Raw genomic sequence first — 19,311 nt, forward strand, 5'->3', positions numbered from 1 at the left:
TCGCATGGTCGTCCACCACGTCCGCGTCCACCCCAGCGCCGAGAAGCTCCCGCGCGAGGACCAGCTCGCGTGGAAGATCGCCGAGGTCGCCGCCGACCCGGTCGACGTGCCCGAGGCCGTCACCGAGATGATCGTCAACCGGGTCATCGACAACGCCGCCGTGGCCACCGCCTCGCTCACCCGGGCCCCCGCCGTCGCCGCCCGCGCCCAGGCCCTGGCCCACCCCTACACCCCGGGCGCGACCGTCTTCGGCGCCCCGCGCACCGACCGGGTCAGCCCCGAGTGGGCCGCCTGGGCCAACGGCGTGGCCGTGCGCGAGCTCGACTACCACGACACCTTTCTCGCCGCCGACTACTCCCACCCCGGCGACAACATCCCGCCGATCCTCGCCGTCGCGCAGCACCTGGCCGCCCGCCGCGGGCTGACCGGGGCCCAGCTCGTGCGCGGGATCGCAACCGGTTACGAGATCCAGGTCGACCTCGTCCGGGCGATCAGCCTGCACAAGCACAAGATCGACCACGTCGCCCACCTGGGCCCCGCCGCCGCGGCCGGCATCGGCACCCTCCTCGGCCTGCCGCCCGAGGTGATCTTCCAGGCCGTCGGCCAGGCCCTCCACACCACGACGGCGACCCGGCAGTCCCGCAAGGGCGAGATCTCGACGTGGAAGGCCTACGCCCCCGCCTTCGCCGGCAAGGTGGCCGTCGAGGCGGTGGACCGGGCCATGCGCGGGCAGACCTCGCCCACCCCGATCTACGAGGGCGAGGACGGCGTCATCGCCTGGCTCCTCGACGGCCCCGACGCCGCCTACGAGGTGCCGCTGCCCGTCCCGGGCGCGCCCAAGCTGGCGATCCTGGACACCTACACCAAGGAGCACTCCGCGGAGTACCAGTCCCAGGCGCTCATCGACCTCGCCCGCAAGCTCCACCGGGAGCGGCCCGAGCTGGCGGACCCGGCGAATGTGGCCTCGATCGTGATCCACACCAGCCACCACACGCACTACGTCATCGGGTCGGGGGCGAACGACCCGCAGAAGTACGACCCCACCGCCTCCCGCGAGACCCTCGACCACTCCATCCCGTACATCTTCGCCGTCGCCCTGCAGGACGGCGCCTGGCACCACGTCGCCTCCTACGCTCCCGAGCGCGCCGCCCGCCCGGACACCGTCGCGCTGTGGCGCAAGGTCACCACCGCCGAGGACCCGGAGTGGACCCGTCGCTACCACTCCACCGAGCCGGCTGAGAAGGCCTTCGGCGGCCGGGTGGAGATCGCCCTGACCGACGGCACCACCGTCGTGGAGGAGATCGCCGTCGCCGACGCCCACCCGCTCGGCGCCCGGCCCTTCGGCCGGGAGCAGTACGTGCAAAAGTTCCGCACCCTGGCCGCCGGCGTGCTGGAGCCCGCGGAGATCGAACGGTTCCTCGACGCTGCCCAGCGCCTGCCCGAGCTAGACGCCGCCGGCCTCGCCGAGCTCACCGTCACGGCCCCGGCCGGGCTGCTGGCGCCGATGACCACCCCGGAGGGGATCTTCTGATGCTGTACGCCGCCACCACCGCCGCCGCCAAGCGCGCCGCCCTGCGCGAGCGGCTCGCCACCGGCGAGCTGCTGCGCTTCCCCGGCGCCTTCAACCCCCTGTCCGCCCGCCTCGTCCAGGACAAGGGCTTCGAGGGCGTCTACATCTCCGGGGCCGTGCTGTCCGCGGACCTCGGGCTGCCCGACATCGGGCTGACCACCCTGAGCGAGGTAGCCGGCCGCAGCAAGCAGATCGCCCGCGTCACCGACCTGCCCGCGCTCGTCGACGCCGACACCGGTTTCGGCGAGCCGATGAACGTCGCCCGCACCGTCCAGGAGCTCGAGGACGCCGGCGTGGCCGGCCTGCACATCGAGGACCAGGTCAACCCCAAGCGCTGCGGCCACCTCGATGGCAAGCAGGTGGTCGACGGGTCCACGGCGGTCAAGCGCATCCGGGCCGCTGTCGACGCCCGGCGCGACCCCAACCTCCTGGTCATGGCGCGCACCGACATCCGCGCCGTGGAGGGCCACCAGGCCGCGATCGACCGGGCCAAGGCGCTCGTCGACGCCGGCGCCGACGCCATCTTCCCCGAGGCCATGCGCGACCTCGCCGAGTTCGCGGCGGTGCGCCGCGCCGTCGATGTCCCGGTGCTGGCCAACATGACCGAGTTCGGCAAGTCCGAGCTGTTCACCACCGCCGAGCTCGCCGATGTCGGCATCAACATCGTCATCTACCCCGTCTCGCTGCTGCGCATTGCCATGGGCGCGGCCGAGCGGGCCCTGGACACCCTCACCGAGGAGGGCACCCTGGCGAGCCTGGTGCCGCAGATGCAGCACCGCGCCCGCCTCTACGAGCTCCTCGACTACGAGGACTACAACCGGTTCGACACCTCGATCTTCACCTACACCCCGGACCCCGCCCGCGGCTAGGGCGCCGGGCTCGGGCACGTCAGCGCAAAGGAGCGAACATGACCACGCAGACCCAGGCAGACCCGGAGATCCGCAAGGGGCTCGCCGGCGTCGTCGTCGACACCACCGCCATCTCCAAGGTCAACCCCGAGACCAACTCCCTGCTCTACCGGGGCTACCCCGTCCAGGAGCTCGCCGCCCGCTGCTCGTTCGAGGAGGTCGCCCACCTGCTCTGGCACGGCGAGCTGCCCACGGCCGCGGAGCTCGCGGACCTCGAGCGCGCGGAACGCGCCCAGCGTGCGCTGGCGCCCAACGTGCGCGCCGTCGTCGACGCCCTGCCCACCACGGCCCACCCCATGGACGTGGTGCGCACCGCCGTCAGCGTCATCGGCGCCGACGACCCGACGACGGCGGACGCCTCCCGGGCGGCCAACCTCGCCAAGGCGGTCCGCCTGTTCGCCCAGCTGCCCGCCGTCGTCGCCTACGACCAGCGCCGGCGTCACGGGCAGGAGCTCGTCGCGCCCCGCGACGACCTCGACTACGCCGCGAACTTCTTGTGGATGACCTTCGGGGAGGTCCCCGACGCCGTCGTCGTCGACGCCTTCCGGGTCTCGCTGATCCTGTACGCCGAGCACTCCTTCAACGCCTCCACCTTCACCGCCCGGGTCATCACCTCCACGCTCTCGGACCTGTACTCCGCCGTCGTCGGGGCGATCGGCGCGCTCAAGGGCCCGCTGCACGGCGGCGCCAACGAGGCCGTCATGCACGTCTTCGACGAGATCGGCTCGGCCGACGAGGCGGAGGCGTGGCTCGAGCGGGCGCTGGCCGAGAAGCGCAAGATCATGGGCTTCGGCCACCGCGTCTACAAGAACGGCGACTCCCGCGTCCCCACCATGAAGGCGGCGCTGGACAAGCTGGTGGCCCACTACGACCGGCCCGACCTCGCCGCCCTGTACGACGCCCTGGAGCGGGCGATGGTCGCCCGCAAGAACATCCAGCCCAACCTCGACTACCCCTCCGGGCCCGCGTACCACCTCATGGGTTTCGACACCGCCACCTTCACCCCGTTGTTCGTCGCCAGCCGCGTGACCGGGTGGACGGCGCACGTGATGGAGCAGCTCGAGGCCAACGCCCTCATCCGGCCGCTGAGCGCCTACGTCGGGCCCGCCGAGCGACACATGGAGGAGCCCGCGACGGCGTGACGCCGCGGCCGCCGGGTGGTCCCGGCGGCACAGCACCGCCGGCGTCGGTGTGATGTATGGCACGTCCCGGCCCCGGTAAAGTGACGTGCACCACCTCTAGTGTGTTCGCCACAGGTGGCGCCGGGGGTGCGCCAGAACGTGGAAGGACGGTCATGGCCAAGTACGTGTACCGGTTCAGTGAGGGTGGCAAGGACCAGAAGGACCTGCTGGGGGGCAAGGGGGCCAACCTCGCCGAGATGGCGAAGATCGGCCTGCCGGTCCCACCGGGGTTCACCATCACCACCGAGGCCTGCCGGGCCTACATGCGCGACGGGCGGGTGCCGCCGGAGCTGCGCGTGGAGGTGACGATGGCCCTGCGCGAGATCGAGGACCACATCGGCCGGCGCCTCGGCGACTTCCACGAGCCGCTCTTGGTCTCGGTGCGCTCCGGGGCGAAGTTCTCCATGCCCGGCATGATGGAGACGGTCCTGAACGTCGGGCTCAACGACGCCTCGGTCAAGGGGCTGGCGGAGTTCTCCGGCGACGAGCGCTTCGCGTGGGACTCCTACCGGCGGCTGATCCAGATGTTCGGCAAGACGGTGTTGGACATCGATGGGGAGCTGTTCTCCGCGGCGCTGGACGCGAAGAAGGCCGAGGTGCGGGCGGCCACCGACGTGGAGCTGAGCGCCGAGGACCTCAAGGACCTGGTGGGCGCCTTCAAGGAGATCGTCAAGGAGCAGTGCGGGCGGGAGTTCCCCCAGCACCCGCGCGAGCAGTTGGACATGGCGATCGAGGCGGTGTTCGGGTCGTGGAACACCGAGCGGGCCCGCCTGTACCGCCGGCGCGAGCGCATCCCCAACGACCTGGGCACCGCCGTCAACGTCGTGACCATGGTGTTCGGGAACCTTGGGGAGACCTCGGGCACCGGGGTGGCCTTCACCCGCGACCCCTCCACCGGCCACTCCGGGGTGTACGGGGACTACCTGTCCAACGCCCAGGGCGAGGACGTCGTCGCCGGCATCCGCAACACCCTGTCCCTGGCGGACCTGCAGCAGCTGGACGCGAAGTCCTACGGCGAGCTCATGCAGGCGATGCGCCGACTGGAGACGCACTACCGGGACCTGTGCGACATCGAGTTCACCATCGAGCGCGGCAAGCTGTGGATGCTGCAGACCCGGGTGGGTAAGCGCACCGCGGCCGCGGCCTTCCGGATCGCCACCCAGCTGGTGGACGAGAACCTCATCACCATGGACGAGGCGATCGGGCGCACCACGGGCGCGCAGCTGACCCAGCTGCTCTTCCCCCAGTTCGACGGCAGCGCCGAGCGGGAGTTGCTGACCAAGGCCATGGCCGCCTCCCCGGGGGCGGCGGTGGGCGAGATCGTCCTGGACAACGCCCAGGCGCTCGAGCGCACCCAGGCCGGGGCGAAGGTCATCCTGGTGCGGCGCGAGACCAACCCCGACGACCTGCAGGGCATGATCGTCGCCGACGGCGTGCTCACCGCCCGGGGCGGGAAGACCTCCCACGCGGCGGTGGTCGCCCGCGGGATGGGCAAGTGCGCCGTCGTCGGCGCCGAGGAGCTCGACGTCGACCGGGCGGCCGGCGAGGTCCGGGTCAACGGCACGGTGCTGCGCGCCGGGGACACGATCGCCATCGACGGCTCCACCGGGGAGGTCTTCCTCGGCGAGGTGCCCGTGGTGGACTCCCCGGTCATGCGCTACATCGCCGAGGGGCTGCAGGCGGGGCTGGATGCCGCGCCGGACGACTCGACCCGGGAGCTGGTGCAGGCGGTGGACCGAGTGCTGTCCCACGCCGACGACGTGCGCCGGATGCGGGTGCGGGCCAACGCCGACACCGCCGAGGACGCCCGCCGGGCCCGGGAGCGCGGCGCGGAGGGCATCGGGCTGTGCCGCACCGAGCACCAGTTTCTCGGCGACCGGCGCGCCTACATCGAGCGGGTGGTCCTGGCCGAGGGGGAGGAGGCCCGCCAGGCGGCGCTGGCCGAGCTGCTGCCGCTGCAGCGCCAGGACTTCGTCGAGCTGCTCGAGGCGATGGACGGCCTGCCGACCACGATCAGGCTCATCGACCCGCCGCTGCACGAGTTCCTGCCTGACCTGACCGACCTGTCGGTCAAGGTGGCCCTGGCCGAGGAGAAGGGCGAGGCGGACGAGCGCGACGTCAAGCTGCTCGCGGCGGTGCGGCGCATGCACGAGCAGAACCCCATGCTGGGCCTGCGCGGGGTGCGCCTGGGCCTGAAGATCCCGGGCCTGTTCGCGCTGCAGATCCGGGCGATCGCCGAGGCGACCGTGCAGCTGCGCGGGCAGGGCCGGGACCCGCGCCCGGAGATCATGGTGCCTCTCGTGGGGTCGGTCCGGGAGCTGCAGATCGTGCGCGAGGAGGCCGAGGGCATCCTCCGCGAGGTCGGCCGGGACTCCGACACCGCCCTGGACCTGCCGATCGGGTGCATGATCGAGCTGCCGAGGGCGGCGCTGACCTCCCACCGCATCGCCGAGGAGGCCGACTTCTTCTCCTTCGGCACCAACGACCTCACGCAGACCACGTGGGGCTTCTCCCGCGACGACGTCGAGGGCGCCTTCTTCGCCGACTACCTCGAGAACGGGGTGCTGACCATCTCCCCGTTCGAAACCCTCGACGCCGACGGCGTGGGCGCCCTGGTCCGCGCCGGCGTCGAGGGCGGCCGGTCCACGAAGTCGCACCTGCACCTGGGCGTGTGTGGCGAGCACGGCGGGGATCCCGAGTCCATCCACTTCTTCCACGACGCCGGCCTGGACTACGTCTCCTGCTCGCCGTTCCGGGTGCCCATCGCCCGGTTGGAGGCAGGCAGGGCCGCCGCATCGAGGGAGGACGCGACGGCGTAAGGCAACGAGAGCCGTTTGCTGAGGGTTGGGGGTCTGGCGGATTTCGACGGATGTGCGAGTGCCGAGGAGCACTCCACTGACCGGGGCTGCGGCGCTTCTGTGCGACGTCGCCTTCCCCATGCGGCTGAAGGCGTCAAGTTGGGCCGAAAGCTCGCTCACCTGACCGCTACGAGCGAGATTTGGTCCACGCTACTGAGGAATCCGTCGTCATGCCGCAGAACGGACTTCTGTCTGGTGTGAGGGCTGTGTCGCGCGGCTTCCTTGAGCGTCTTCACGGGGGAGGGGTGCGTATTGACGTCGATGTTGGGTCGCTGACATTCACCGTCTCGTTCACAATGAGAAGGTCGAGGGTTCGAGTCCCCCTCGCTCCACCACTGGTCGTTGACGTGCAAGGACGCGGGTAGCGGCCATCTGTGGAGCCCAACTCGTTCGCAATCGTCGCTACCCCGCCTGCACGGTGGTTCGAGTTCTCCCCGACCGCGAGAAGGCAAGGTCCGCGACTATTACGGCAACGGCGCGGGTCTCCGCGTCGAACTTCTCCGTGCAGGCATGGATTCTGGTTCCAGTCTCCTTGCTTGCTGCACCAGATGGCAGCCCGCCGCATCGCTCACGATCGTGCCGTGGGAAACTGAATAGCAGCGGCGCACGTGGCGCTAACCGCCTGTCGACTCCCGGACAATCAGCTTGGGCGCAAAGATGCTCTTGCGAGGCGGCGCAGCGGCATCGAGCCCGGCATCAAGGAGGCGGACGGTCTCCTCGGCCATCGCCGCGAGCGGCTGATCCACCGAGGTCAGCCTCGGCGCAGTGAGCAGCCCGAGGCCCGAGTTGTCATAGCTTACGACCTTGACATCAGTGGGCACCTCGACACCTGCAGCGCGCAGCGCCGCCAGGAGGGAAACCGCGATGACGTCGGCCCCACACACGATGCCGTCCGGCATCCTTCCTTCTCTGAGCAGAGTCAGTGCAGCCTCGGTGCCCCATGCCGCTGTGAACTCGCCGAGGAGTACGCGACCGTCGGGGTGGCCGCCAGTTGAGCCCTCGAAGGCGCGCAGGCGCTCAGTAGCGGTTGACGTGGTGGGTGCGGCGCCGACGTAGGCGATGCGGACACAGCCGCGGTCCCGCAGATGGGCCACGCATTGGCGGACGCCGGCGAAGTTGTCGCTGCCAACGAAGTCTGTGCCCGCACCCTGTGAAAGGCGGTCGAACTGCACCACACGGCACTGGGTCGCGGCCGTGCGCAATGCCGCCACAGAATCTTCCGCCGAGACCGGAATAACGATGAGACCGTCCACCATGCGGTTTAGAAGCACTTCGATGCGAGCAGCCTCTGTGTCCGCGCTGTCCCGGGAGTCGCAGAGGATCAACGCCCGACCACTTGCTGCGAGAACTCCTTCGAGTGCCTCGACGGCTCCGACGAAGTACGGGTTGGAGATCGAGGGGACCACCATGCCAACCGTGTCCGTGCGCTGCGTGCGCAGCGCCCGAGCGACCACATTTGCGCTGTAACCCAGTCCCTCGCTGGCTTTGATCACCCGTTTGGCCATGTCGGGGTTGACTGTCGTGTGACCAGCGAGCACGCGGGCCGCGGTGGCGCGCGAGACGCCAGCAGAGGCGGCGACATCGCCTACCGTGACCTTCCTGCCCATGGGTGCACCTCTCTAGAGAAATCGATCTCCGATAGTCGCGCTGAGCGTAGCGCGCGCACCACGTACTGAGCGTGACCGGTGATGCGCACAGGCGGTGTGGCAAGGGGCATTGGTAGAAAGGTCCTCTCGGAGAACTTGCGCAGAATCTAGCGGTGAAGTCGCATCGTGGCATCAATGTTCGATGCATAGTTGACAACGGGCGTGGTTATCTCTTTAATCGTGCCTCAACTGAGAGATCGATCTCTCAGGGCCTCGAGTCAGTGTGGACGGGAGGAGGAACACATGGGGTACCAGTCAGCAGATGTGGCGGTCGTCGGCAGCGTAAATGTCGATCTCGTGGCGCGCGTGCATCGGCTACCGGCCCCGGGCGAAACTGTCTCCGCGCTGGCGTTCGACGAGTTTCCCGGCGGGAAGGGCAGCAACCAGGCGGTCGCGGCTTCCCGACTCGGACGGCGAGTGGTCTTCATCGGCCTGACGGGTACGGACCAAGAGGCGCGCATGGTCCGCAGCGCGCTTGAAGCTGAAGGCGTTGACGTTACGGCCCTTGGGGAAGACAGCACAGCGCCCACCGGCCGCGCAGTCGTGCTCGTAGACAGCGGGGCGGAGAACTGCATCGTTGTGATTCCTGGTGCCAATGCTCGTGTCGGACCCGCCCACATCGAATCGGTCAGCGCAGTTCTGGCCTCAGCCCGGGTAGTCGTCACGCAACTGGAGATCCCGCTCGAGACCGTACTCGCCGCAGCGAGGTCGACCGTCGGTACGTTCGTCCTCAACGCCGCGCCCGCGCGTGCACTGCCGCGCGAGCTGCTCGACCTTGTCGATGTCCTCGTGGTGAACGAGGTCGAGTACGAAGCCGTCGCTGGTCGCGCGCTCAGCACAGATCTCGCCCGGCTGGCGGACGAGCTCGCTGTCGGTTCCCTGCCGCGCTCGCTGGTGATCACCCTAGGTGCGCGTGGCGCCATAGTGGCGGACGGCCCGTCCATCAGCGCGATCCCGGCACCTGCGGTCGACGTCGTAGACACCACTGGGGCGGGCGACACTTTCATCGGCGCGCTCGCTGATGCGTTGAGCCGTGGGGAGCCGCTTCACGCCGCAGCGCAGTGGGCCGTGTATGCGGCATCCACCGCTACCGGTGCCCTGGGGGCGACCACTGGAATGCCACGGGCAGATGAGGTTCTCGCCGCGATCCGACGATGCGGGGAGGTGTAGGACGTCGCCACCGGTCCGGCGCGCCAAGTCAATGCTGCTCAGCCTCGCACCTGCAGCGCGATCGACGAATTCTGGGGCCGGTGGCGCTGTCGGCGACCAGCGCCGTAACACGCGGGAAGCGAACGACCCGCCAGACAAAGTGTCACCCAGTTTTCTGATGAACATTTTGGTTGGTTGAGCGGCTCGCCGCGACGCAGATCGCATCGGAATCACCCGACTGGCCCAAGGAGGGGCATAGTGGAACTCGACGTTAAGAGCACTCCAGCAAGTACGAGCGCACCTAGTATCAAGAAGGGCAACTCGGCGACCGGCGTCGCGGTCGAGTTTCGTCATGTCACTCGCCGGTTTGGCCCAGTTCAGGCGCTCACCGATGCCTCGCTCAAGATCTCCGCAGGCGAGTTCATTGCCCTGCTGGGGCCGAGCGGCTCCGGTAAGACAACCCTGCTCAACATCCTGGCCGGGTTTGAGGTGCCCGACGAGGGCTCCGTGTGGTTCGACGGGAAAGACGTGACGCAGGTCCCGGTTCACGAACGCGAGCTGGGCTATGTGTTCCAACGGTACGCGCTGTTTCCCAACATGACAGTCGGGCAGAATGTGGAATACCCCTTGCGAGCCAAGAGGGTTTCACGGCAGACAGCCCGCCAGCGTGTCGAGAACGCGCTCGAGCTCGTTGACATGGCGGGGTATGGCAATCGACGCATCGACCAGCTCTCGGGAGGCCAGCAGCAACGCGTTGCGCTAGCGCGCTCCCTGGTCTATCGCCCCGGGCTCATGCTGATGGACGAGCCTCTCGGTGCGCTCGATCGCAAGCTCCGCGAGCGGGTCCAGCTAGAGATTCGCGAGTTGCACCGCGAGGTCGAAGCGACGTTTGTCTATGTCACTCACGACCAGGACGAGGCGATGATGCTTGCGGACCGCATCGCCGTGGTCGACAAGGGGCGCATCAACCAGGTGGGCACTCCGGCAGAGCTTTACGGGCAGCCGAAGACCCGAGTGGTGGCCGGCTTCCTCGGAGACATGAACTTCCTACCGTGCTCCATCTCGGCCACGACGGCCGGCGAGGGTGTCCACGTGCAGGTCGGAAATCATGTCCTACCTGCAGTGCTCGTCAGAGAGGACGAGCCGCACAGCACTGGCGGCCCCGTACTCGCGATTCGGCCCGAATCCATCCGAGTCGACGCGACGACCGGGATGGTCCCGGCCATCGTGTGCGAGACCATCTTTCTCGGTGCCACCGTGAAATTCGTTGTCGAATGCATGGGGCACAAGGTCACCGCGGTCTATCCCGCTCACTCGGCCCCCCTGGCGCTGCGGCCAGGCGCGCGTGTCTATCTCACATGGGACCGCAAGGACGCGACGTGCTTTGACGCCGCCTAACCGGCGGAACCATCAAGAAGCAAACCGGCAAGTACCCCGAAGAATGGAGAACAAGATGCTCACCACTCGACCGAGCTCCACGAGGAAGAACTCAAGAACCCGCAGAGGCCAGTTGCGGTCCGTAGCCGTGGCAACATCCGCGATGCTCTCTGTCGTGACCTTCTCGGCCTGCTCGTCCACGGAGGCGACCGGAGACGACGAAGGCGCCTCCGGAGAGGTCATGGTCTACGACGGAGGCGGTGCATGGGGTGAGGCGCAGCGGATCGCGTATTTCGAACCGTTCGAGGAGGAGACCGGTATCCGTGTCATTCCGGCCGCCGGCGAGGCGCCCCCTGCTCTGAGGACGACCATCGAGGCCGGCAATCCGAGCATGGACGTCATGAACATCGGCGCGAACACGGTCCAGGAGTGGGTCGATGCGGATCTTCTGCTGCCCATCGATATCGAATCGTGGACGTCCGCGGACCCGGCAGACCTGCAGCCGTTCGCGGCCGACGAGTACTCGGTTCCGTCCCTGATCTACGCGGCGCAGATCGCATATGACCCGGAGGTGGTGGGCGGCGAGATCGAGGACTGGGCCGACTTCTTCGATGTGGCCACTTTCCCGGGTGAACGCACCCTCGGCGAGGGGATGAACATCACGACTGGCACGCTCGAGGCGGCGCTTCTGGCCGACGGCGTCGACCCGGCCTCCCTTTACCCCCTCGACGTGGAGCGCGCTCTCGACAAGCTCAAGGAACTCACCCCGAGCATCCTCAAGTTCTGGGGCACGGGGGCCGAGTCGGTCCAGCTGTTGACTGATGGTCAGGTCGGCGCCACTGCGGCGTGGAATGGCCGTGTCGCGGCTGCCCAGGAACAAGCTCCCGGCATTGCCTCGACCTGGAACCAGGCCATCCTGCAGCTGGATGTCTGGACAATCCCTGAGGGTGCGAAGAACGAAGAGAACGCGCAACGGTTCATCGAGTTCGCCTCACGTCCGGACCGGCAGGCCGAGTTCGCGCAGCTCATCACCTACTCCCCGACCAATGCACGCGCCTTCGAGTCCATCGACGCGGACCGCCAGAAGCTGCTGCCGACCGCACCCGAGCACGTCGACGCCACGATCATGTCGGACAGCTCCTGGTGGGGGTCGGACTCCGGTAACGGCGAGCTCTGGTCCACCCGTGTCGTGACGATGTGGCAGGAGTGGCTGGCTGACCTCTAACTCGCCCGTCAGCTAGGAGTGCGGAAGGACAAGTACCGGTGAAACATCCCCTGAGAACATCGCTCTTGCGATCTGGTCCGGCTGTGCTGATGATTCCGGCGGCACTGCTGGTCGGCGCCTTCTTCGTGATCCCGCTGGGGCGGCTGATAGTCAGCAGCCTTTCCGTGGACGGCAGTGTCGGCATCAGCAACTATGTCGGCATCTTCGGATCTGACAACATCTTTGCCGAGGTGCTTCTCCGAACGGGATGGATCGCTCTGCTTGTTACCGTTGCGACGTTGGTCCTCGGATATCCACTCGCATACGTGGCGGTGCGTGCGCGAAACATCTTGGGTCTCGTCCTTGTGATCCTTGTGATGTTCCCCTTCTTTACGAGTGCGTTGGTGCGCACCTTCGCATGGAGGGCACTCCTCGCCGACAACGGTCCCATCAATCAGCTCATACTGACACTCGGGCTGAGCACCGAGCCGGTCCGGCTCGTCTACAACGACATCGGTGTCGTCATCGGTATGACGCAGGTCTTGCTGCCGATGATGGTGCTTCCGATCTACGCACGGATGAAGACGATCGATCGGTCCCTGGTTCTGGCTTCGCGCACGATGGGTGCGAGCCCGCTCACTGCCTGGCGCACGGTTTTCGTGCCACAGTCGATGACCGGGGTTGTGTCAGGAGCGACGATCGTCTTCATCTCGGCGCTGGGCTACTACGTGACGCCGCTCCTTCTGCAAGGGCCGTCGACACCGTTGTTCGCTCAACGAATAGATTCACTGGTGGCGCTTCCTGGGAAACAGGGCGAAGTGGCCACTCAATCGACGGTCGTGCTGATCGTCACACTGGTTTTGGCGTACTTCCTGCGGCAGGGACTCGGGCTCTCGAGCACGGCAGACGGCGCGCGCTCGAGTCGCCGGTCACGAAAGAACGGCGGCACAGCAGTGGTGGCTGTGGGCGCCGCGCCAGAGCGCTCCGCGGTCACGCCGGCGTCTTCGACGGCCGATGCAGATCTGAGCAGCTTGCCGAGCAACTGGGTCTGGCGCATCGAGCAGCGTCTTTCATTCCTGAGGTTCCCTGTCGCAGTCGGAATCGCGGTCGTGGCGTTGTTCGTCTCGCTTGCACCGATGGTCGCGATCGTGATGCTCGGGTTCTCGAACGATGCCTTTCTGCGGTTTCCCCCGTCCGCGTACTCGACTCGGTGGTTCGAGGCGTACTTCTCGAACACGCGGTGGTTGGACTCGACTTGGCTCAGCCTGTCAATCGCAGGCGGAGCTGCCGTCATCGCTATTGTTCTCGCTGCCATGGCGGCGTTCGGCATCGCGCGTACGAAGAGGCGTGGTCTGGCGGTTCCCGGCTACCTGATGATGGTCGCCCCGATGGTCATCCCTCAGGTGGTCCTTGCAGCGTCGCTGCTCTACTTCTTCCTGCCGCTTAATATCGCCGGGCGGCCCGCGGCGTTGGTGATCGCCTACACGCTGATCGGGCTTCCACTGGCCATGATCGTGCTCACCACGGCATTCCGGAACCTGGACCCGGCGTATGAGCGTGCGTCCTCGAGCCTCGGGGCGCGGCCAGCAATGACGATGCGACGAGTCATCGTGCCGCTGGTGCTGCCGTCGGTGTTGTCGGCGTTCATCTTCGTCTTCGTCACGGGCTTTGGTGACCTTGTCTTCGCGCAGTTCGTGGGAGGCATCGGGACGCCGACGCTTGAGCGGCAGATGTATCGCAGTATCCGGGAAGAGGTGAGCCCGGAAGTTGCCGCAGTAGGAACTCTCGTCATTGGTGTCCTGGTGTTGGTCTGCCTTGCCGTCTTGGTGGGCTCACGAGGGCTTCGTCGACAGGTCAGGTCGCTAGCCGCGACCGGAAGGAAGGGGTCTTTATGACGTCCACCGAAGTTCAGTCCTCGCAACTGCTGTTCAGTCGTCCGGAGTATGAGCAGAGGCTCCGCGCTCACCGCGAGTACATGGACCGCCATGGTCTGGACCATCTGATCTTGGTGCAGCCTGAGTCGCTCACGTATCTGAGCGGGTACATGACCGCCGGGTACACGTCGTCGTTCGCTGCAGGGGTGGTCTCGAGGACCGGAGACCCGGCTCTGCTCATCCGGCACGCCGAGGAGTATTGGTACCGACAGACGTCCTGGTGCCCGGAGCCGATCTGGTGGTACGACGGCGAGTCGGTGGCTGAGGTGCTCCTTCGAGGGATCTCTGAGCTGGGACTGCGCGGGCGAATCGGCATGGAAGGGGGCTCGTGGCGGGCGCCCTACCAACTCATCGCGGCCGTCATGGACGGCGTGCCACCAACGTGCACCCTCGTGCCCGACTGTGACGTCTCGGGCCTTCGTCTGATCAAGTCGGAGGAGGAACTGCAGGTCATGCGTCGGGCAGGAGAGATCGCCGACAAGATGGTGCAAGCGGCCTGCGATGCCGCGGTTCCCGGGATCACCGAGCGGGATCTTGCCGCGCACATGTCGGCGGTGGGCATTCGGGCCGGCTCAGGACAACTGGAGTCCGGTCCCGTCTCGAGTGGCGCCGCAGCGAAGCACATCCACGCCAGTTATACCGATCGCGTCCTCGAGCCTGAGGATCTGGTGTTCATCGAGGTGGATACCCACTCTCACAACTACTACGCGAGATGCATGCGTTCGATCCGCCTTGGTGCCAGGGGTGGCGACGTGCTCCGCAAGTGGAACGACCTCCGCGCCCTTCAGGACGAAGCATTCGCCACTGTCAAGCATGGCGTGAGCTGCCGTATCGCCGACAGCATCATCAGGGACGGTTTGCGGGATCTCGGTTACGCGGAGAACTACCCGAACAAGACGTTCTACGGTCTCGGTTTCATGCTCGTTCCGACAGCGTACGAGCCAATCGAGGTGACGCCGCGGTCTGACTTCCTCTTCGAGTCCGGGATGACGTTGCACGGATACCTGGTCCTCGACGGCCTGAACATCTCGGAAACGATCGTGGTTCGAGAAGATGGAATTGAGCGCCTGACGAACTTCTCAAGGGACCTGATCGAGAAATGAGCAGAGCCGTTCGGGTGGGACTGTCCACCAGTGGGCGGATCATGGAAACGTTCGTCTCCTGGCCGGCGATGGTCGCCGGCATTGCCCATGCCGGCGGCATCCCAATCATCTTGGACGCCGATGTCGACTTCATTGCGGACGTCCGACGCAAGCAGCTCGACGGACTGATTCTTTCAGGGGGAACAGACGTCGCGCCCGCATTCGGTGGAGAAAGCTTCACCGAGGCGCAGGACGTCGACACGGTGCGGGACGAATTCGAGTCGGCCTTGATCGCCCTCTGCATCGATGAGGAAATTCCAATTCTGGGCATATGTCGCGGAGCGCAGCTCCTGAACGTTCACTTCGGCGGGAGGCTCTATTCTGACATAGGCCATGAACTCGGTTCGAACATCACGCACAACCCGGGGGAGGAGCTGTTGACTCGCACCACGCACTCGGTCCAGGTGCAGGAGGGCTCGGTCGTCGCCAGCCTGCTCGGTATGAGTGGTCAGTTGGCGGTGAACAGCCAGCACCACCAAGGAGTGAAGGTGCTCGGGCACGGCTTGACGCCCACCGCATGGGCATCAGACGGGCTCGTGGAGGGATTCGAGCACGACCACCACAGAATCATAGGCGTCCAGTGGCATCCAGAGGTGATGACGGAGTCTGACCCACCCTCCGCGAGCCTGATCGCGGGGTTTGTCGAGCTCTCGCGCGAGCGTGCCCACGTCGCTCGGTAATCCCACGAAGCAGGGGGCGGGGCGCCGTGCCGTCAGCATGTCGCAAGCAGGTAGGTGCTGACTCCTCTCGGAGACTCGGCGCCGATGTGCGGTAGGGCCGCGTCGATCAGTAGTGCATCCGCCGTGCGCGCGGGTGCACTACTGATCGGATAAGTCATCGGAAACCCCCGAATCACCGGGTCGTCCGCCGCAGGGTCAACGGCAAGTGGCGAGTGACCCCTGGCGCCATCCGAAATTGCCCCAGATGTTTGTGATTCGTCTATCTATGGCCGCCGTAGACGCGGCCGAATGCCTCGGTCCTTGGGCGCGTCGGCGATGACGAGGAAGGCGTCGGCGGTCGGCATCGCCCTGAGCCCGGCGGCGTAGCAGCGACCGGGGTCACGCGGCTACGGCCGCCGACACAGGCGACGCCACGGCTACGGGCGGCTTGCCATGGGCTCCGAGGCATGCGCCATAGGTGCTGCGTTGATCGAGCTCAGTCGTCGCTCACCGCTGAGCCAGCGCCCAGCCAGCGCACTGCCTGGTCGAAGAGGCGGCCATAGCCGTCCCACTCCAGAAACTCCCTCGGCGCCCAGTGAGGCGAGATATCCGAGGCGAAAGCGAGAGTGCGGCCTTCACCGACGTCGCGAACCAGCAGCAACGGCTCGTCCTCGATGGTCGCTAGAACTGTGGAGTCATCCCGAGCCTGGAGCCGCTGGTAACCGAGAAGGATCGGCCAAGACTGCTCGAGTCCCGCGGTCACGGGGTGCTCGACGGCTGTGCGCACTCCGCCGACGCCCTCCGGGGTTTCCACACGATCGTCGTAGGGCGAGATTCGCACGGGCAGCACGTCCTCGACGGGGGTGCGGTGGTAGTTGGCGCGGCCCTGGAAGCCCTGGAAGCTCAGATATCCGCCGGCCATAGCGAGGCCGCCGCCCCGGCGCGCCCACTCGGCGAGGAGCTTGAGCCGGTTCGGTGCGGGCCGCCCATGCGTGAAGACGATGGGCGGAAGCAGGAGCGAGTTCGAGCCGATATCAGAGAGGATGACGACGTCGTATGCGGCCAGGTCCTCGAGCGTGGACGGGAAATGCTCCGCGACATCATGCGAGCGCAGGTGGGTCACCGCGTGTCCGGCCCCTTGCAGCGCGTCCAGCAGCTCCGCGCACCCAATCTCCACCTGAGCATGGGGAAAGGCGTCGTAACCCTTGTAGTCGGTTGCCGCGTTCACCCAAGACTCGCCTGCCAACAGAACTCGCATTATCTCTCCAGCCGCAATGTCGCGCGCAAAATTGCGCTAACCCAGCGTAGAAGTCTGGGGTGCCGGCCGTCAAAGCGGCACGGCGTGTACTCACTAAATCTTCGCGTCTACGGTGACCGTTGGGAAAGAGCTGGAGTAAACGACGCCGACGAGGTGGATCAAGGGGCTGGGTCTCTGTACTCTGCGGTGTCCCGATATTGCGGGTCACCTCAAAGTGCAGGAGAAGACTCCGCCGCGCATTGACGAGGCTGCGGCGAGACGGGTGACCGGCCGAGGCCAATGCAGGCTGATGAGCCTCGCTCACCATGCCCGACCTGAGCAACACCTTCTACGCGAGCTTCCTCGGCGTTCCACGCGGCTGGGTTGACACGGGTAAGTAGATAGGCGGAAGTGCCCGTCTGATGCGGAAAACTTGGGCTTGTCGAGAGTCCAGGCCATCGCACGAGAGGGCACTTCCGAGTGGAGTCCAGCAGGGTGGTGTATCGGTAGCTCGGTGAGCCCGTGTCGTCATAGACGGGTGCGGGCACCGCGTGATCCTTCGAGTGAACCTTCCACAGAACTTTCGAAGAGGACCTAACGCGATGACCGCACCTTCCGGTATCGACCTCACCCAGTTCCTGCATGAGGACCTCGCCCAGGCGTCTCCGGACCTGCTGCGCGAGATGCTCGCCACGTTCATCAACGCCCTGCTCTCCGCCGACGCCGACGCCGACGCGGTGTGCGGGCGGGCTACCGGGGAGGTCAGCGAGGCGCGGGCGATCCGGCGCAACGGCTGCCGCCCCGCGATTTCGACAGCCGCGCCGGGACCGTCGACGTCGCCATTCCCTTGGGAGGCTAGGTACTCGGCGATGCCCAAGAGCACGTCCAAGCCCACGATGTCGTCGTCCGCAGCGGCCCGGTGGGGTGCTTGTAGCCCAAGACCATCGCGTTGTCGATGTCCTCCCGCGAGGCCACGCCGTCCGCAACCATGTGGATGGATTCCAGGGCACCCAGGCGAGAGAGGCGAAACCGGGGCGTCCTTGACGATTACTGGGGTCTTCTCCAGTGCGCGGGTCCAGGCGCTCGCCGCCTTGACCACGGCGGGGTCGGTCTGGGCGCCGATCACGACCTCTGTGTCGGCCTGGTACGACGCCCGAACCAGCCGTGCCGATGAGCTCCGCCGCAGATTCCACGCGAGTTTCACGCGTGAGCCTGGACTCCACGGGAGTTCCACGCGTCTGGGGCTGGCGAATGACCGTAGTTGACCATGTTGAGGAGGGGTGCGAACCTGGAGTCGGCTCGCTGCGAAACGTTGATCTCCCAGCGTTTGTGGAGGTCCGGACGTCGCAGTGAGCGTTTGTGAAAACGGACTTCGGGGAGTGCCGGGAGTTGTGAACCGGCGGGAGAAGGTCGAGGGTTCGAGTCCCTCTAGCTCCACCACAGGCCGCTGACCTGCGATAGCGCAGGCTGCGGCCGTTGGTTTGTCCTGAACTCATTCGCAATGTGCAGTGACTCGTCTCCGAGCGTCGCCGTCGGCGACCGAGCGCGGTTATGCGATGCCACGGCTGACCGACGACCGCGGCACGGTCCACGCCGTGTGGCTCCGGCGGGCACGTCTCAGAAACTATCGTTTCTGAGACGACTCAGCGGAGCCGGTATCGGCGCCTCATCTTGTGTCCACAACCCGTCTCAGAACCGGCCGTGTCGTTTGGAGGTTTTGCGACCCATTCTGAGACGCCCGTGCCCCCTCTGCACGCACACGGCGCGTCAGTGGACTGGACCCCGTACAGAACCCTTCCAGGCCGCGGCCGTTTCACCTCGGAAGCAGGCCGGCCCCTCACTCGGCAGCGACGCACTCGTCTTGAACCGGCCGGGCGCGGAGCTGATGGCGCTCTCTGAAACTCCCCAGGGCTGCTCGTCGAAATTCCTCCCCGTGGGCGGTGGTCACTGTAGTGGTCGTGGGGTGCCGGTGGCGGTTCGCCGGAGGGTGTCGGTGGCGGCCTGGTGGGCGCGGAGGCGGTAGGACTCGCCGTCGAGGTTGAGGACCACGGAGCGGTGCAGGAGCCGGTCGAGCATCGCGGCGGCGACGTGGTGTCGCCGAGGACCTCGCCCCAGGACGCCACGCCCCGGTTGGTGGTCAGGATGATCAGGTCTTCAGGTACCGCTGGGAGACGACCTGGAAGAGCGCGGAGGCGGCCTCAGCGGGCAGGGGCAGGTAGCCGAGCTCGTCGATCACGAGCAGGGTGGGGCCGGCGAAGAAGCGCATGGTGTAGGCCCAGCGGCCCTCGATCGCGGCCTTGTGGCAGCGGGCGGCCAGGTCCGCGGCGGTGGTGAAGTAGGTGCGGTAGCCCGCCTCGGCGGCCTTGCGGGCCAGCCCGACGGCCAGGTGGGTCTTGCCGCCCCCGGGTGGGCCGATGTGAACCGTCCTGGGTTCCCTGGAGGGTGC

Annotated in this window: 12 protein-coding genes and 3 pseudogenes; 11 read left to right on the forward strand and 4 right to left on the reverse strand. The window is 66.9% G+C overall.

The annotated features are described in order from the left end of the window. Positions 1 to 4: 4 nt before the first annotated feature. The 4 genes from GD970_RS09395 to ppdK all read left to right on the forward strand — a co-directional run bounded on the left by GD970_RS09395 (position 5) and on the right by ppdK (position 6,478). Positions 5 to 1,531: an MmgE/PrpD family protein gene (locus GD970_RS09395; RefSeq protein ID WP_152202673.1), complete on the forward strand. Its 1,527-nt coding sequence runs from the start codon at positions 5 to 7 to the stop codon at positions 1,529 to 1,531. Further along, a complete protein-coding gene (gene prpB, locus GD970_RS09400; RefSeq protein WP_152202629.1) occupies positions 1,531 to 2,439 on the forward strand; it encodes a methylisocitrate lyase in 909 nt (302 codons plus the stop codon). The genes GD970_RS09395 and prpB overlap by 1 nt, the downstream gene beginning before the upstream one ends. Positions 2,440 to 2,477: 38 nt before the next feature. Continuing rightward, positions 2,478 to 3,620: a bifunctional 2-methylcitrate synthase/citrate synthase gene (locus tag GD970_RS09405; RefSeq protein WP_152202630.1), complete on the forward strand. Its 1,143-nt coding sequence runs from the start codon at positions 2,478 to 2,480 to the stop codon at positions 3,618 to 3,620. Positions 3,621 to 3,772: 152 nt separating this feature from the next. After that, positions 3,773 to 6,478, forward strand: coding sequence for a pyruvate, phosphate dikinase (ppdK, locus tag GD970_RS09410; RefSeq protein WP_152202631.1), 2,706 nt, complete (start codon positions 3,773 to 3,775; stop codon positions 6,476 to 6,478). Between the two features lie 653 nt (positions 6,479 to 7,131). Here ppdK and GD970_RS09415 read toward each other — a convergent pair. Next, entirely contained in the window at positions 7,132 to 8,124 is a 993-nt protein-coding gene (locus GD970_RS09415; RefSeq protein ID WP_152202632.1) for a LacI family DNA-binding transcriptional regulator, read from the reverse strand. 282 nt (positions 8,125 to 8,406) lie between these two features. Between GD970_RS09415 and GD970_RS09420 the strand changes: the two genes are divergently transcribed. From GD970_RS09420 to GD970_RS09445, 6 genes are all read left to right on the forward strand, one after another. Further along, the gene (locus GD970_RS09420; RefSeq protein ID WP_152202633.1) at positions 8,407 to 9,333 is read left to right on the forward strand and encodes a ribokinase; all 927 of its coding nucleotides are present in this window, start codon (positions 8,407 to 8,409) and stop codon (positions 9,331 to 9,333) included. Between the two features lie 237 nt (positions 9,334 to 9,570). Beyond that, complete coding sequence (locus GD970_RS09425) at positions 9,571 to 10,710, forward strand: ABC transporter ATP-binding protein (protein WP_170297181.1); 1,140 nt, start codon at positions 9,571 to 9,573, stop codon at positions 10,708 to 10,710. A 154-nt stretch (positions 10,711 to 10,864) separates the two neighbouring features. Continuing rightward, on the forward strand, positions 10,865 to 11,914 hold the full coding sequence (locus GD970_RS09430) for an ABC transporter substrate-binding protein (RefSeq protein ID WP_170297180.1): 1,050 nt from the start codon (positions 10,865 to 10,867) through the stop codon (positions 11,912 to 11,914). A gap of 89 nt (positions 11,915 to 12,003) precedes the next feature. Then, positions 12,004 to 13,788 carry an ABC transporter permease subunit gene (locus tag GD970_RS09435; protein WP_226925257.1) on the forward strand — a complete coding sequence of 595 codons (1,785 nt, stop codon included), beginning with the start codon at positions 12,004 to 12,006 and terminating at the stop codon, positions 13,786 to 13,788. Continuing rightward, positions 13,785 to 14,930 (forward strand): M24 family metallopeptidase, encoded by a 1,146-nt coding sequence (locus GD970_RS09440; RefSeq protein WP_152202637.1) that lies wholly within the window; start codon positions 13,785 to 13,787, stop codon positions 14,928 to 14,930. Before GD970_RS09435 ends, GD970_RS09440 begins: the two co-directional genes overlap by 4 nt. Positions 14,931 to 14,944: 14 nt before the next feature. Beyond that, entirely contained in the window at positions 14,945 to 15,649 is a 705-nt protein-coding gene (locus tag GD970_RS09445) for a gamma-glutamyl-gamma-aminobutyrate hydrolase family protein (RefSeq protein WP_170297179.1), read from the forward strand. A 475-nt stretch (positions 15,650 to 16,124) separates the two neighbouring features. On the opposite strand, the gene GD970_RS09450 is transcribed toward GD970_RS09445, so the two are convergent. Beyond that, complete coding sequence (locus tag GD970_RS09450; RefSeq protein WP_152202639.1) at positions 16,125 to 16,889, reverse strand: glutamine amidotransferase; 765 nt, start codon at positions 16,887 to 16,889, stop codon at positions 16,125 to 16,127. A gap of 578 nt (positions 16,890 to 17,467) precedes the next feature. Between GD970_RS09450 and GD970_RS22185 the strand changes: the two are divergent. Then, positions 17,468 to 17,712 (forward strand): annotated as a pseudogene (locus GD970_RS22185) (transposase); the annotation flags it as partial. Between the two features lie 3 nt (positions 17,713 to 17,715). Here the strand turns inward: GD970_RS22185 and GD970_RS22190 are convergent. Together GD970_RS22190 and GD970_RS22740 are read right to left on the reverse strand one after the other, a co-directional pair. Next, a pseudogene (locus GD970_RS22190) lies at positions 17,716 to 17,997 on the reverse strand (3-hydroxyacyl-CoA dehydrogenase family protein); the annotation flags it as partial. An 812-nt stretch (positions 17,998 to 18,809) separates the two neighbouring features. Further along, a pseudogene (locus GD970_RS22740) lies at positions 18,810 to 19,281 on the reverse strand (ATP-binding protein); the annotation flags it as partial. Between the last annotated feature and the right edge of the window lie 30 nt (positions 19,282 to 19,311).

The sequence above is a fragment of the Georgenia thermotolerans genome (assembly GCF_009193185.1).
Taxonomy (GTDB): Bacteria; Actinomycetota; Actinomycetes; order Actinomycetales; family Actinomycetaceae; genus Georgenia; species Georgenia thermotolerans.